This window comes from Stieleria neptunia, assembly GCF_007754155.1.
GTDB lineage: Bacteria > Planctomycetota > Planctomycetia > Pirellulales > Pirellulaceae > Stieleria > Stieleria neptunia.
Genome location: NZ_CP037423.1, coordinates 3,995,289 through 4,011,490, shown reverse-complemented (window position 1 = coordinate 4,011,490; position 16,202 = coordinate 3,995,289). Strand labels below are relative to the sequence as shown.

Here is a 16,202-nt window from a genome sequence, read left to right as displayed (position 1 = left end):
TTAAGCACTGAACGATTGCGACCGCTGCGCGTGATCGGCACTTCCCAGCTGGACCGGCCGCCCTTGGCCATCGGTCGCGATGGGGATCGTGAATTCAAACCACGCGCCGTCAGCACCATCGACTGTATACAGTTTGCCCTGATGCGACTCGATGATCGATCGACTGATCGCCAGCCCCATCCCCATGCCCTGCGATTTGGTGGTCACAAAGGTCTGGAAAATCTCCTCGACTTGATCCTTCTTGATGCCGGGCCCTGAATCGATCACCGACACCTTCAACACCCCCTCCTCGGCAACCGCCACAATCTTCAACGTCCGCTTGACGATCGCAGGGTCATCCATCGCATCAACGGCATTGCGAATCAAGTTCACCAAGACCTGCTCGATTTGAACCCGATCGGCGTACGCCCTGGGCAGATCTTCGGGGATGTCGATGAGGATTTCATCGACGACCGTTTGCGTTCTGTACTCGCACAGGTCCAACGACTCATTGACCGCAGACTCGATTTCAAATGCGGTGAGATTGCTACCGGGACGACCGAATCGCCGCAAACTGTTGACAATCCTGTTGATCCGCTCCGTCTGCTCTTTGATGCGTTCGATCCACTGGCGGACGTCCTCTTTGCGTTCCACGTTTTCAGTGGCACCCAGCTCACGGTCCAACACCAACAACGACGCCGAAGAGAAGTTGGCGATCGTCGCCAGCGGCTGATTGATCTCGTGCGAAATCCCGGCAACCATTTCGCCGAGCGCCGAAACGCGGGCCAAGTGCGCGAGCTCTAACTCCTTTTCGCTCAACCGATTCTGGGCATTTCGCAGATCGGTGATGTCGTTTCCGACCACCTGATAGCCCAGCGGATTTCCTAGCTGGTCGGTCAAAACGCGACAATGCCATTGCTCCCATCGCAGCTGACCGTCCGCGTCTTGGAACGACGTGATCGACCTTCCCGCATGCCCATCGGTTTCCACGTTCGCAACCAGTTGCCGCAATCGACTGACGACATCCGCCGGCAACAGGGCGCTGACTGTCTGGCCAGAGATGCGATTGGCACGCAAGAACGCGGTGTTCACAAACGTCACGTTCTGATCGACATCAAAACGGACGATGTATTCGGTTTGGTCTTCCACGATCGATCGGTATTGCACCTCGCTGGCGTGCAACCGCTGATTGGCTTCGCGCAGCTCACGCGTTCGACGGGCGACGCGGCTTTCCAAGTGTTGATTGGCTCGCTGCAGATCCTGCTCGGCCGACAACAACCGCTCATTGCTCGTCCGCAGCGACGCTTCCCGGCGAAAAACGCGACCGGTTTGAATCAGGGCCAAACCAAGCAAGACCATCATCAGCAGCATCAAGCCCTGGAACCAGCTGCGTTGCCAAAGCGCCGGAAAAATTCGAAACGTGATCTCCGCGGGCGTCGTGTCGATGTTGAAATCGGCGTCACGGGCGCGGACCCGGAAACGATGGAGCCCGTCGTCCAGCCCCGGCAGATCGACTTGGACCGCCGGCAAAAACTCGCTCCACGGCTGATCGTCAACACTCCACGAGAACGTCAACTGGTCGCGCGGCGTTGCTTCCATGTGATCCATCCCGCCCCAAGCCAGCGAAACAACTTCGCCAAACGTGGCCTGGGATGCCGAACGCTGGATGACGGTGTCCGGCGGTTGACGGTCCGGGCGATAGCGATAGGTCTTGAACTTGTCTCCCAGCGAACCCAATTCGTTCAGGGGAATCCCCTTGGATAGATCACGGGCCATGTACGCCAACCCCGACTCATTGAACCACAACTCTCCGGAGTGACCCTGGTAGAGCGCTCCGTAGTCCGTGCGATAGGCCAACGCAGACGGCAGCGCCGCCGTCGCCCAGGTCTTGCCGTCAAATCGATCAAAACCCGCTGGTGTGCCGACCAAGACGCTCGAGTCAGACAACGGCAAAATGCTCTTGATGCGATTGTTGGAGATCCGATTCGATTCACCATAGACCGTGCAGGGGTACTCCGGACCATCAGCCAGACGGCCGCCCAACTTCACGATCCCCTTGTCACGCGTGCCGATCCACAGATCCCCCACCTGATCGTTCGCCAACGCGTCGGAGAAACCGCGGGCGACAAATGGAAGCTGAATCGGGGTGCCGAATTGGTCGTCCGGCGTGACTTGCACCAGCGACGGCCCGGCAAACCACACCGATCCGTCTTGCGTTTGGGCGATGCCGTAGACGAAATCCAAGCGATTGGTGGGACGAATGTGCTTCCATTGCATCCCATCAAACCGCATCACACCGCCATGGTCATCCTCCTGAACCCGTTGATTGACGGCCGCCCCGAACCACAACCGCTGATCCCGATCTTCAAACACCGCACGCCGATCCACCGCCCACGAAAGTTCAGGATGCAGCCGCCGCTCCCATCGGTCTCCGATCCGTCGCGCCGTCGCGGCAACCCCGTCATGGCTTCCGGCCGCCCAAACGTCGCCGGCGGTCGTCACGATCACGCGGAATGGCTGCGTCATCAGCCCATCGCCCGCATCGAATTCCTGCCAACGGTCCCCTTGGTGATGCACCACCGACAACCGATCGGTGAGGAACCACTCGTCGCCGTTTTCACCGGAAGCTTGGTAGACCAGCCCACGATACGTCGTCCACCGCTGGCCCTGTGGCTCCAGACGCAGAGCGATCGACCCTTTGCCCGCGATCCACACCGCACCATCGGACATCTTCTTGACAATGACATCGTTTCCGAAAATGCCGTGGTCGCGCATGCCATGGTCGACCACCCGACCGCCCGCAGCGACCGACAGCACCGCACCGTTGGTACCGACCAACAACGCACCGTCATCGCTCGCCTCGATCGACGATCCAATCCCGCGGGGCAGATCAATCACCGTCCAACGATCATCGTCGTAGCGGAGCAAGCAATCCGTCGCGGTGTTTCGCCCCACACCGGCAACGCCACGATCCGTTACGACGATGCTGGGCATCGCGATGACGGGAAGCTCGTGCTCACGCGTGTGGTGAGTCCATTTCTGTGTGCCATCTTGATTGCGTTCCAGCGAGAGGATCCTGCCCAATCGCGTCGCAAACCAAACCGTTCCGCGACCGTCGTCGGCAATCTGGATCGGCCGAAACCTCTGATACCGACCCTCGATCGATTCACACACCAACTCCAAATCCAGAACGTCGTCACTGTCTTGGGGCAGCACGCTGATTCGAATCCGCGACCCGGGGTCGTCTTCTAGCTCCCGTTGAAACACCGTGCGGCGGGCCTCGCCATCGACCCCCACGATTCGGTCACCCACGCGAACGCCCTGCTTGGCCGCGGGCCCATTTTCGGCAACCGCGATGACGGTATTTTCATCGAGGCCCTGACCGTACAGACACACCCCCACCCCGGTGTTCCACCTGACCGTGTCGGCTGCCGCGACCGCCTGAACTTGGGTCCCAGCGGAAATCGGCTCGTCCTGCAGAACACCCGCGATCTCAGTCGTCGTGAACAGCTGCATGTCTTGCCATGAATCGCCTTGCCTGCCCGACGGCGACCCGCGCAACCGCAACGCGCCCTTGTCGGTGCAGACCCAGAGAACACCATCGGCTCCGGCGGCAAGGCCTTCCACCACCCACCGATCTCCATCGTCCAAGGGAAAGACTTGCCGGAATCGGCCCTGGTCAAGCACATGAATCGAAGACCACGTGGCGGCAAAAAACTGGCTCCCCACCTGAGCGAACGCGATCGCCGCCCCCGGCAGATTGCGGGACGCCCCAAACTCATCCCAGCGAAGCCCGTCGTAACATACCGCCCCGTCGGCCACGCCAAACCAGATCGCACCGCGAGCATCCTCTCCGATCGACCTGAGCTCCCTGCCCTTGAGCTGGGGGAACGCCCGAATCCGCCACGATTCCCCAAATGGATCCGGCTGACGCGGCCGATAAGACTCCGCTTGCTGCGCTTCGCCGATGCCGGCGACAAACAACGCTGCCAGCAAGTACACTATTCGGTAGGAAAGAAAGTCCACTATCCGGCGTCCACGTCACCAATAAAGATTCGACGGATCAGCTCACGATCCAAGCCGACACAGAACGGAACCCACCCCGCCTAACCTGCAATGCCCGTCAATAAACAAGCCCATGTCGTTATTGTCGAGGATGACCCGGACGTCCGGGATTCGCTCTGCGCGATTATAACCGCACTGGGCCACCAATGTGTGGCCTTCGAATCCGCCGAAAAAACGCTTTGCTACCAGGAATTGGCGGACTGCGACTGCCTGCTCGTGGACTTCAATTTGCCCGGGATGAGTGGAACCGATTTCCTTCAAGAAGTTCAGCAATTCAGCGACCCTCCCCCGGCATGCCTGTACACCGGCCGCGTCGACCCGCGCATCCACGACGCAGCCGCCGGACTGCAGAACACGCTGGTACTGGAAAAAGGCAACGACTCCAACTCGATCGCCAACTACTTGCAGCAACTGCTCGATCAATCCCACTGACGCTCTCTGCGCCAGTGGCCCCTCGATCGCCAGCCCGACAACACCCCCAAAGCCCCGCGACCCCGGGGTCTGTCCCCGCGACACCCAGGGTCTGTCCCCATGCACCCGGGGTCTGTCCCCAGGCATTGGAAATCGGACCAATGGGACAAATAGGACCTATGCGTCCCCTAGGTCCTCTTGGTCCCATTCCCCACCGCCCCGCAACCATCGCAGGCCCCGCAACCATCGCTGAGCCAGGCGGTTCGGGGTCTGTCCCCGCGCATTGGAAATAGGACTAATGGGACAGATAGGACCTATGCGTCCCCTAGGTCCTCTTGGTCCTATTTCCCCACCCGCCCCGCAACCATCGCTGGCCCACTGCCAACTGCCAACTGCCAACTCCCAACTCCCGCAGCGCGCACGAAAAAACCCGCTTCGGCTGGCGACAGTCCGAAGCGGGTCTTCGTGATTTTTTGGTGGTGAAATGGAAGCAAGCTTCCCTGTTGAGTTCTCTTCGCGAGATCACTTCCACGGATTCGGTTCCCACTGTCACCAGTGAAAACCTATTTCTAAGAATCCTTAGAAAGGAGGTGATCCAGCCGCAGGTTCCCCTACGGCTACCTTGTTACGACTTAGTCCCAATCGTCGAGCTGACCTTCGGCGCCTGCGTCAGTAAACTGTTCGCTCAGCGACTTCGGGCCCTCCCAACTTTCGTGGCTTGACGGGCGGTGTGTACAAGGCTCAGGAACACATTCACCGTAGTATGCTGACCTACGATTACTAGCGATTCCGGCTTCATGCAGGCGAGTTGCAGCCTGCAATCCGAACTGAGGCACGGTTTTTGGGATTTGCTCCACCTCGCGGCTTAGCGTCCATTTGTCCGTACCATTGTAGGACGTGTGCAGCCCTAGACATAAAGGCCATGAGGACTTGACGTCATCCCCACCTTCCTCCGGTTTGACACCGGCAGTCTCTCTAGAGTCCCCGGCATTACCCGCTGGCAACTAGAGATAAGGGTTTCGCTCGTTAAGGGACTTAACCCGACATCTCACGACACGAGCTGACGACAGCCATGCAGCACCTGTGCAAGAGCTCCCCGAAGGGCACTCTCTACTTTCATAGAGACTCTCAAGCATGTCAAATCTAGGATAAGGTTCTTCGCGTATCCTCGAATTAAGCCACATCCTCCACCGCTTGTGTGAGCCCCCGTCAATTCCTTTGAGTTTCAGCCTTGCGACCATACTCCCCAGGCGGAACACTTAACGCTTTCGCTACGGCCGAGAGGATGTGGAAGTCCCCTCAACCCAGTGTTCATCGTTTACGGCTAGGACTACCGGGGTATCTAATCCCGTTCGCTACCCTAGCTTTCGTGCCTCAGCGTCAGTAAAGACCCAGTGTTGCGCCTTCGCCACCGGTGTTCCCTATGATATCAACGCATTTCACCGCTCCACCATAAGTTCCCAACACCCCTGTCTTCCTCAAGCTTGAGGGTTTGCGACGCAATTCCACGGTTGAGCCGTGGGCTTTCACATCACACCTACCAAGCCGCCTACGCACGCTTTAAGCCCAGTGATACCGAATAACGTTTGGACGGTTCGTCTTACCGCGGCTGCTGGCACGAACTTAGCCCGTCCTTCCTCTGAAGATCGGTCAAGACCTGCTCTGCACAGGCCCTTCCTTCCAACTGACAGCGGTTTACAACCCGAGGGCCTTCATCCCGCACGCGGCGTCGCTCGGTCAGACTTTCGTCCATTGCCGAAGATTCTCGACTGCAGCCACCCGTAGGTGTCTGGGCAGTGTCTCAGTCCCAGTGAGCCGGGCCATGCTCTCACACCCGGTAACCATCGCTGCCTTGGTGAGCCATTACCTCACCAACAAGCTAATAGTATGCGGTCCAATCCAAGGGCGGAATCTCACCTTTGATCCGAAGATATCATCCAGTATTACCGCCAGTTTCCCGACGCTATCCTGGACCCCTGGGCATGTAACCACACGTTACTCTCCCTTTCGCCGCTGTCCGAGTTTAATGCAAGCAAAAAACTCTTCTCGCACGACTTGCATGCCTAATCCACGCCGCCAACGTTCATTCTGAGCCAGGATCAAACCCTTCAATTTTGTATTGCATCACATGCTCGCCAAACAAGTTTGGCTCACACGGGAAAATCAAAGTTAAACCGAAAGTTGATTCTGCTCCGGGCCGTTCGGTTAACGACCCAGCGATTCGCCATTTTGCTGCCGGGAAAAACACCCCGAAGGGCATCCAGCTTCCCAGCAAAGCGATCTCGCAAATGCTGAACTCAACAGAAGTTTCACCACCAAATTGTCAATGATCAGTTGCACGTCTTTTGCTAGCCTTTCAAAGCGGCGTTGCGTCTGACGTGGGCGGGGATTGTGGCGGCCAGACGCGGCCACGTCAACGGCTCATGGACCGTTTTGAGAGAAAAAAAGCAAACACGTTCTTCACAGCGAAAACACCCGTGTTTCATGCAGGAACAGCACCTGCCAAGTCAACCTAAACCGCGTAAACCACCAATGACCTGCCACACATTTCGGTGAATCTACCCAGCCTGACGGCTGGTCCCACCAGGGGGCAACCACACGCGGGGCGAAGCCCCGCGGCGATGCCAGTGGCATAGCCGATGCAAGGGGAAATCGAACCAAGGCGACTCAGGGGACACACCTGACACACCGCGCGACCACCATCACTTTGAAATGACCAGGTGACCGTCACCGAACCATGAAAAGGGGATTCCCCCCGGCGCGAGCGGCGGCGAAGAGGCAAGCATCACGACGCTCCCACCTTCCACGTCACTGAATCGCCCGTTGCACTTCTCAACAGCCGGGCTGAAGTCGGCGACCCAGCGCAACTCCCCGTTGGGCAGAATTGAAATAAAGCCTTCGAAATCGAGGGAGAGTTCTGAACCGTCTGCGGCAATGAAAGTGGACGTTCCGCTAAATGGAACGCGTCCATCGAGAGGCGAGAACCGCGGATCGGAATCCACTGAGACGAGATTGGCCTCAGCAGAATCGATGGGCGGACTGGTGTATCGACCTAGCCCGCTGGCATTTCCCTGGACTCCCCACGGTGTATCAACGGATGGCAGTTCCGAAACACCTCCCGCACCTTTTATCTTTAGCGGACGACTGACAAGCTTGTTTGGTCCGCCGAGGTCGACCTTGCCAGTCAACGTCCAATTGAATTTCCATTCCGCATCGCTGAAACTGAAGGGCTCGTTGATTGCGACGATCGTCAAAGGCTTTCGGTGCGACTCAACATCGGCGTAAACCCCCGCCCCGCCAATAACCACCACGTCCGCTTTCCAAACGGCTGTAAACAGCCCCTCTTCTCCTTCAACCGGAGTCACGGTGAGCGTTCCGTCCTGGAATGCTGTTTCCAATACATCTCCACCGGAAATCCCCAGATTGGTCCCGCTGGATTCGAACCTGAAAACGAATGGGTCATCCGTCGGAGTCACTTCAACGCCTCCGAAATTGTCGTAGCGCCCCAGCAGCGTTCCCACACCTGGCGCGTCGTAGGTTCCTTCTGCTGGGCTGTAGGTGCCAAAACCTTCTGCATGGAAGGGGACAGTCTGAGCAAGTGCCGGGGCGGCATGAATTGCGGCCGCAAGGCAATAGGCTGCGAGTGCGGCGGGTAACTTCCTCAAAGTGTTCATGAAATCCTCGTTGAAATAGAAGTTGCGAACCTTCGCGGGGAGGGGCAGGCCGCCCCCCTGCACAATATATCGACTTGCTTGCTTTCACACCGTGATGCGCCAGAACCTTTGCCTAAATTTCACAATCCGCACTTCAACAGCCGCCCCGGGGTCTGTCCCCCCAGGCGGTTCAGGGTCTGCCCCAGGCAAGCGCTGAAGGGGATTTGGGGTCTGCCCCCGGGCGCTGAAGAATAGGACCAATGGGACAAATAGGACCTATGCGCCCCCTAGGTCCTCTTGGTCCCATTCCCCAACACCTCGCGATCATTGCAGGCCTCGCCAATCAGCACACAGACACCCGGGGCCTGCCCCCGGGCGGGCATTGAAAAAACAGGACCAATGGAAAAGGCGGTTCGGGGTCTGCCCCAGGCGGTTCGGGGTCTGTCCCCAGGCAAGCGATGCGGGGTCTGTCCCCACGCGGACCTGTCCCCGCGACCCCGGGGCCTGTCCCCAGACATCCGGGGTCTGTCCCCAGGCACCCCGGGGTCTGTCCCCAGGCACCCCGGGGTCTGTCCCCAGGCACCCGGGGTCTGTCCCCGCGCATTGGAAATAGGACCAATGGGACAGATAGGACCTATGCGTCCCCTAGGTCCTCTTGGTCCTATTTCCCCACCCGCCCCGCAACCAACGCGGGCCCACTGCCCACTGCCCACTGCCCACTCCCAACTCCCAACTCCCGCAGCGCGCACGAAAAAACCCGCTTCGGCTGGCGACAGTCCGAAGCGGGTCTTCGTGATTTTTTGGTGGTGAAATGGAAGCAAGCTTCCCTGTTGAGTTCTCTTCGCGAGATCACTTCCACGGATTCGATTCCCACTGTCACCAGTGAAAACCTATTTCTAAGAATCCTTAGAAAGGAGGTGATCCAGCCGCAGGTTCCCCTACGGCTACCTTGTTACGACTTAGTCCCAATCGTCGAGCTGACCTTCGGCGCCTGCGTCAGTAAACTGTTCGCTCAGCGACTTCGGGCCCTCCCAACTTTCGTGGCTTGACGGGCGGTGTGTACAAGGCTCAGGAACACATTCACCGTAGTATGCTGACCTACGATTACTAGCGATTCCGGCTTCATGCAGGCGAGTTGCAGCCTGCAATCCGAACTGAGGCACGGTTTTTGGGATTTGCTCCACCTCGCGGCTTAGCGTCCATTTGTCCGTACCATTGTAGGACGTGTGCAGCCCTAGACATAAAGGCCATGAGGACTTGACGTCATCCCCACCTTCCTCCGGTTTGACACCGGCAGTCTCTCTAGAGTCCCCGGCTTGACCCGCTGGCAACTAGAGATAAGGGTTTCGCTCGTTAAGGGACTTAACCCGACATCTCACGACACGAGCTGACGACAGCCATGCAGCACCTGTGCAAGAGCTCCCCGAAGGGCACTCTCTACTTTCATAGAGACTCTCAAGCATGTCAAATCTAGGATAAGGTTCTTCGCGTATCCTCGAATTAAGCCACATCCTCCACCGCTTGTGTGAGCCCCCGTCAATTCCTTTGAGTTTCAGCCTTGCGACCATACTCCCCAGGCGGAACACTTAACGCTTTCGCTACGGCCGAGAGGATGTGGAAGTCCCCTCAACCCAGTGTTCATCGTTTACGGCTAGGACTACCGGGGTATCTAATCCCGTTCGCTACCCTAGCTTTCGTGCCTCAGCGTCAGTAAAGACCCAGTGTTGCGCCTTCGCCACCGGTGTTCCCTATGATATCAACGCATTTCACCGCTCCACCATAAGTTCCCAACACCCCTGTCTTCCTCAAGCTTGAGGGTTTGCGACGCAATTCCACGGTTGAGCCGTGGGCTTTCACATCACACCTACCAAGCCGCCTACGCACGCTTTAAGCCCAGTGATACCGAATAACGTTTGGACGGTTCGTCTTACCGCGGCTGCTGGCACGAACTTAGCCCGTCCTTCCTCTGAAGATCGGTCAAGACCTGCTCTGCACAGGCCCTTCCTTCCAACTGACAGCGGTTTACAACCCGAGGGCCTTCATCCCGCACGCGGCGTCGCTCGGTCAGACTTTCGTCCATTGCCGAAGATTCTCGACTGCAGCCACCCGTAGGTGTCTGGGCAGTGTCTCAGTCCCAGTGAGCCGGGCCATGCTCTCACACCCGGTAACCATCGCTGCCTTGGTGAGCCATTACCTCACCAACAAGCTAATAGTATGCGGTCCAATCCAAGGGCGGAATCTCACCTTTGATCCGAAGATATCATCCAGTATTACCGCCAGTTTCCCGACGCTATCCTGGACCCCTGGGCATGTAACCACACGTTACTCTCCCTTTCGCCGCTGTCCGAGTTTAATGCAAGCAAAAAACTCTTCTCGCACGACTTGCATGCCTAATCCACGCCGCCAACGTTCATTCTGAGCCAGGATCAAACCCTTCAATTTTGTATTGCATCACATGCTCGCCAAACAAGTTTGGCTCACACGGGAAAATCAAAGTTAAACCGAAAGTTGATTCTGCTCCGGGCCGTTCGGTTAACGACCCAGCGATTCGCCATTTTGCTGCCGGGAAAAACACCCCGAAGGGCATCCAGCTTCCCAGCAAAGCGATCTCGCAAATGCTGAACTCAACAGAAGTTTCACCACCAAATTGTCAATGATCAGTTGCACGTCTTTTGCTAGCCTTTCAAAGCGGCGTTGCGTCTGACGTGGGCGGGGATTGTGGCGGCCAGACGCGGCCACGTCAACGGTCCTTCACCCATTTCTCAGGAAAAAAACACAAACAGGTTTTCCACACTCAAATCGCTGGGGTTTTAGACCGATCGTAACGTCAAAAGCGAGAGTTCCGGGCGGCAATTGATCCGCCACAAATGAACCCCGCCCAGACCTCGGGTGACGTGCAACGTCGTCGGCGCACGATAGAAATCTCCAGACGCATAACGACTGCCGTGATAACTGGGACTGAGGATCGGACCGGCAAGCGGCAGCCGCCCTTGTCCGCCATGCGTGTGCCCGGCCAACATCAATTCAATCCCGTTGCGTCGCGCCCACGTGAACTGGTCCGGACTATGGCTGAGCAGCAATCGAAACTGCGCGTCACAAGGCTCAAGCGTCGGCCGCTCGAACCAGGGATATTCGTTGCCGATCACGCGACAGGTCACCCCGCGAAGGTTGCGCCGCATCGTTTGACTGCCCAGATCGATCCATCCGGCACGGTCCATCGCATTGCGTGTCTCCCATGAATCGACCACGCGTGTGTCGTGATTGCCCAGAATAAAAAAGCAACCGTCGACGGCTTCTGCCGGTGAAAAGATCTCGACCAACCAATCGATGCATGGCTGGGTGTCGATGATATCCCCGGTCAGAGCGATCAAGTCCGGCCGGAACCGCGTCGCCTGTTCGATCGCAAAGCGAATGTAGCTGGCATGGATTTCGCCGGTCAGATGAATGTCACTCAAGTGCGCGATCCGATAGCCATCGAGCGCAGCGGGCAACCCGACGACCGGCAAGTCGACTTCTTCGACCGCCAAATCCAAAATCTGATTGAAGGGAAGACGGGATTCCCAACGCGCCTTGCGTGTCAACGGCAGCGGATGCTCAACGGCCTGAGAAACATCGACGACCTTGACCTTTCGCGGCGCTTCGACCCATTCCAGCCGAAAAATCGGGCGCCACAACAGCCACGGCACCCCGAACACGATCCAGGTCGCCAAACAGATGACGCCGTACGTGGTCGTGACCGGGCCGAGCAGACTCCAACTGCCGCCACGGAACAGGATTGCCTCAATCGAATCGAATTGGAAAAACAAAATCGCCGCCGGAATGGCCAGCGTCGTCAGCAGAAAAAACTTCACGATCCGCTTGATCGTCTTTCGCGGCCAACCGAGGCAATTGACTCGATTGTAGATCGCGATGTGCAACCCACCGTGACCGACGAGCGCCATCGCGAAAATCAGCCAGGCGGCGAATCCGTACATCAAGATTCAAGGTCAAATGGTCTTGGGGCTGGCATAGTGCGTGAGTCTGCAACTGCACTGTGTAGCCAAATGTTTCACCAAGTGCGAGAGCGGTGCGTGGTCGGAAACGTTCGCCTGCCCGAGCGCGGCCAAATCATCCACTTCAAAAATCGCCACCGCCGCCGTCACCATTTCCAGCGACTGTTTGGCCAGCATCGATGCCAGCGCCGCCGTCCCTGGATTATGCGCCAAAACCATCACGCTGGCCGCATCACGATGCCCGCTGCCGATGGTTTCGAGCATCGTGTTGGGGCTGGACAAGTACAAATCTTCACAGGACACCACGACGGGTTTCTTGTCCCAATGATCCAACAACAACTCGGCCGTTTCTCGCGTCCGAACCGACGACGAGCAGAGGATCACGTCCGGAACGCAGCCTTGCTCGTCGAGCCAATCGGCCATCCTGGGCGTGTCACGGCGGCCGCGCTTGGCGAGTGGGCGATCGTGGTCGGACAGCGCCGGGTCGTCGTGATCGCTTTTTGCGTGCCGCATCAAAATCAACTGATGTGTCATCGTTTTCCGCCCGTTTGGCCTCGTGTGATGGTGCGGCCGAACCGAAGCATTCGCTTCGCCGCGGCATTATCATCGAGAATCGACGCGACGCTGGCTACCTCCCGACAAGATCGACAGGCTGGAAGCCTATCCCACGGGCGAGGCCAGGCATCGATCAGCGGCCCGCACGCCGCGGTCGAACGCCTCCTCCATCAGCGCGACGCCGCTCAAGTCGGTGCCGGCAAAATGGACGCGTCCCAGCGAGTGCGCCGCCGCCTGCCGCTGGTCGCCCCAGACAAAGCCCACGCGAGGCTGAATCATCGCGTGCCCCCAACGCATCACGTCGATTCGCTCGATCAGCGAACCGATATCCGGGTGGGCTTTGCGCAAATCCGAAACCACGACGCTGGCCCAGTCGCGCCACGCAAGTCGCATCAACTCCGCCCGCGACACCCGTGGATCATCGTCCAACATCGGCTGGTACCAGGTCAACACCGTCGGCCCATGGTCGCTGCCGGTCTGATGCGTTGAGGTAACGTAGCCCAGCGATCGACTGTCGTAGATGACGTTGTCCCAGCACATTTCGCTGCCGGATTCCTGTGGCCGAGCGTTCAGAAAAACATTGGCGACCACCCAGCCGCCATAGCGAAACGACGTCAACGTCCGGCCGCTGGATTTCCAATCGACCAGGACGTGGGGGGCCAAAAACTGTGGCGCGGCAAAAACGACGTCTTCGGCAACAAACTCCACCGTCGTCGACGATCGCGTGTCAAACGCACGAATCTGGATTCTCTCGGCACCGGTATCGCGGATCGCCGTGACGGCATGTCCGCACCGAAGCCGGGTGCCACATCGATCGGCCAAGTATCCAACGATGCGTCCGTTGCCCTCCGGCCACGTGATCACCGGCTGCGACTGGGCACTGCCCGGTCGCAGCCGAGACGCGAAATAAAACACGCCGGCCCAGGCACTGGTCTGACGACTGGTCAAACCATAATCATCGCGGCAAGCATAATCGACCAGCCAGCGCAGACGCTGGGAGGTGAACCCCTGCGACTGCATCCACTGGTCCATCGAAAGGGTGTCAAGCTTGCGGACGACATCACCATCGGATCCCAGCGACATTGGAATCGCGAACATCCGTCGCCCGGCTTGATCGCGCCGCGCCGACCAGTCTCGCATGGCCTGACGAAAACGTTCCAACTGCGATAAATCCTCGTCGCTGGCGCCGGCATGTGGATACAACCCACCGATCCACCGCCCCTGAAAGAACACGCGTTCCTCGGGTTCTCGGCAGAGCGCGTGTTCGGCAAAAACGGGCTCGCCATCCTCCGCCACGGCGACGATCGCCCCCAGCTCACCAAACAGCTCGACCAACGCTTCGTTTTCTTTCATCGGTGCCGGGACGTAATGGGCGCCCCAGGGAAATCGGAAGCCTGCCCGATCCCCGCTCAACGACGTTCCCCCCGGCTGCCCCTCCAACTCCAAGACCACGAAATCCTCGATCCCGCGACGCTGCAATTGCCAGGCAGCCGACAAGCCCGCGATGCCGCCGCCGACGATCACCACACGATGCGATCGTGGCGATTCGGTCGGCTCGGGCGGTCGCCAGCCGTCTCGCAACCGATGCCCGATCGAAACATCGGGACTCAGTAACTGTCCCTCAAACGAAATCCGATCGCGGAAACCGCACCCCACCAAGCCGGTCAGCGGAACGCCGGCGAGGTAGGCCAACAATTCGCGACGTGTCAGCCGATCCGGGCGATGGGCATGCACATCACTCACATCGCCCCCCATTCTTGTTCATAGTAACGAACCAACACCTGATCGTTCAGGCGATTGACACTCGTCTGGGCCGGAACCAAGTCGGCGGGCATCTGAAACATCGCGACCATGGTTTTCGAATCCAGAAAACGCAAGCCAGCGGGCAGCGGATGGCGAATCGGAAACCCGCCATCGGTGTCAGCCGTCAACGGTTGCATCCCGGCTAGCGCGAACCCCCAAACGCCGAACGATGGTACCGCGGCGTGATACGGACGCACATCGAACCCGGCCTGTTGCATGGTGTTCAAGATGCACCAATAGGACTTCGGCGCCACCAACGGCGACGTGCACTGAATCGAGACGATCGCCGAATCGGTCAGTCGACGCCGGAGCAGTTGAAAAAACCGCGTCGTGTACAACTTCCCAACCGAGTAAGACCCCGGGTCGGGAAAATCGATCACCGCCACATCAAATTTTGTTTCGCCCTCGCCTGCCCAAACAAAGGCATCTCGATTGACGACGGTCACCCGCGGGTCTGCCAAGGCGTGTTCGTTCAGTTCGGCCAGGGGTGGAAAATCGGTGGCCAAGCCGGTCATCGCCGGATCTAAATCCACCAGCGTGACGGCTTTCACACGGTCGTAGCGCAGGATCTCTCGCACCGCCAATCCGTCTCCACCGCCGAGCACCAAAACATGCTCGGCTTCATCGGCGATCGTCAACGCCGGGTGCACCAATGATTCGTGATAGCGATACTCGTCCTTGGAATTGAATTGCAGGTGACCGTTGAGGTGCAATTGAAAATGGCCCTGCCGCTGCGTCACCACGATTCGCTGAAAATCCGACTGCGTCGAATAGACGATCGGGTTCTCCAAAATCGCTTCTTCGGTCCAGTCGGTCAGCGTGTCGGCTTTGATGAACGCTACCACCAGCAATCCGATCACCAGGAACCCGCGCCCCCGCAACGCGCCGAGTCCGCGACTGGAAAGCAGCGGCCGCAACAGATACGTCCCCCAGACCCCGACGACGGCATTGAGAATCCCGAACAGCAACGACGTCCGGACCAGCCCCAAACGCGGCACCAGCAAAACAGGAAACAGCACCGACGCCAACAACGCCCCGATGTAATCGAACGTCAGCACGCGTGCGACGAGTTCGCGAAAGTCCAAGTGTTCGCGCAAAATCCGCATCAACAGCGGCAACTCCAGCCCGACCAGCGTTCCGATGGCGAAAACGGATCCGAACAAGGAAATCCGGAACCAAGTGATCTGGGCGAACGCGACGAACAGCAACGGCGCCGAAAGTCCGCCCACCAGCGCCAAGGCGATTTCGATCTCGATAAAGGTCCGCGCCACTCGGTTTTCGACGTAGCGGGAAAGCCACGAACCGACGCCGAGCGCCGACAAGTACACGCCGATCACCAGCGAGAACTGGGTCACGCTGTCGCCCAACAGATAACTCGCCAACGTGCCCGCCAACAGCTCGTAGATCAACCCGCACGTCGCGATGACCAGCACGTTCAAATAGAGCAAGTAGTTCGGCGCGCGGTCGATCATCCCAGAATCGCAGCGGCGATGATGATCGAGATGCCCAACACGATCGCAGCGACGATCGTCGCCAAGGCCTGATTGTGCTCTTCGCCGATCTCATGAACGATCGAAAACGGGGTGATCTTTTCCATCAACAACAGACACAAGCCGAACACCACGATCCCGACGAGCGAGAAAACCACGGCGGCAATCAGATGGGCGCCCAGCAACTGCATCGGGCTGACCGCCATGTCTTGCACGTCTTGCGCTAACGGCATCGCTAATTGAAAAACTTTCAT

General features: G+C 58.5%; 8 protein-coding genes and 2 rRNA genes. 1 reads left to right on the top strand and 9 read right to left on the bottom strand.

Features of this window, described 5'->3' with window-relative positions; translation table 11 throughout:
• Entirely contained in the window at positions 1-4,005 is a 4,005-nt protein-coding gene (locus Enr13x_RS13930) for an ATP-binding protein (RefSeq protein ID WP_145386917.1), read from the bottom strand.
• A 90-nt stretch (positions 4,006-4,095) separates the two neighbouring features.
• On the opposite strand from Enr13x_RS13930, the gene Enr13x_RS13925 reads away from it, so the two are divergent.
• Positions 4,096-4,476, top strand: a complete 381-nt coding sequence (locus tag Enr13x_RS13925) for a response regulator (RefSeq protein ID WP_145386915.1) — start codon at positions 4,096-4,098, stop codon at positions 4,474-4,476.
• A 562-nt stretch (positions 4,477-5,038) separates the two neighbouring features.
• On the opposite strand, the gene Enr13x_RS13920 is transcribed toward Enr13x_RS13925, so the two are convergent.
• The 8 genes from Enr13x_RS13920 to Enr13x_RS13885 form a co-directional block, all read right to left on the bottom strand.
• Positions 5,039-6,570: ribosomal RNA gene (locus Enr13x_RS13920) — 16S ribosomal RNA — on the bottom strand.
• A 587-nt stretch (positions 6,571-7,157) separates the two neighbouring features.
• Complete coding sequence (locus tag Enr13x_RS13915) at positions 7,158-8,129, bottom strand: hypothetical protein (protein WP_145386913.1); 972 nt, start codon at positions 8,127-8,129, stop codon at positions 7,158-7,160.
• Positions 8,130-9,018: 889 nt separating this feature from the next.
• Positions 9,019-10,550, bottom strand: a 16S ribosomal RNA gene (locus tag Enr13x_RS13910).
• A 368-nt stretch (positions 10,551-10,918) separates the two neighbouring features.
• Positions 10,919-12,082, bottom strand: coding sequence for a metallophosphoesterase (locus tag Enr13x_RS13905; RefSeq protein ID WP_145386911.1), 1,164 nt, complete (start codon positions 12,080-12,082; stop codon positions 10,919-10,921).
• 12 nt (positions 12,083-12,094) lie between these two features.
• Positions 12,095-12,613, bottom strand: coding sequence for a SixA phosphatase family protein (locus tag Enr13x_RS13900; RefSeq protein WP_197456015.1), 519 nt, complete (start codon positions 12,611-12,613; stop codon positions 12,095-12,097).
• A 147-nt stretch (positions 12,614-12,760) separates the two neighbouring features.
• Positions 12,761-14,398, bottom strand: coding sequence for a flavin monoamine oxidase family protein (locus Enr13x_RS13895; protein WP_197456014.1), 1,638 nt, complete (start codon positions 14,396-14,398; stop codon positions 12,761-12,763).
• The gene (locus Enr13x_RS13890) at positions 14,395-15,930 is read right to left on the bottom strand and encodes a polyamine aminopropyltransferase (RefSeq protein WP_145386906.1); all 1,536 of its coding nucleotides are present in this window, start codon (positions 15,928-15,930) and stop codon (positions 14,395-14,397) included. Before Enr13x_RS13890 ends, Enr13x_RS13895 begins: the two co-directional genes overlap by 4 nt.
• A complete protein-coding gene (locus Enr13x_RS13885; protein ID WP_231744278.1) occupies positions 15,927-16,202 on the bottom strand; it encodes a DUF350 domain-containing protein in 276 nt (91 codons plus the stop codon). The genes Enr13x_RS13890 and Enr13x_RS13885 overlap by 4 nt, the downstream gene beginning before the upstream one ends.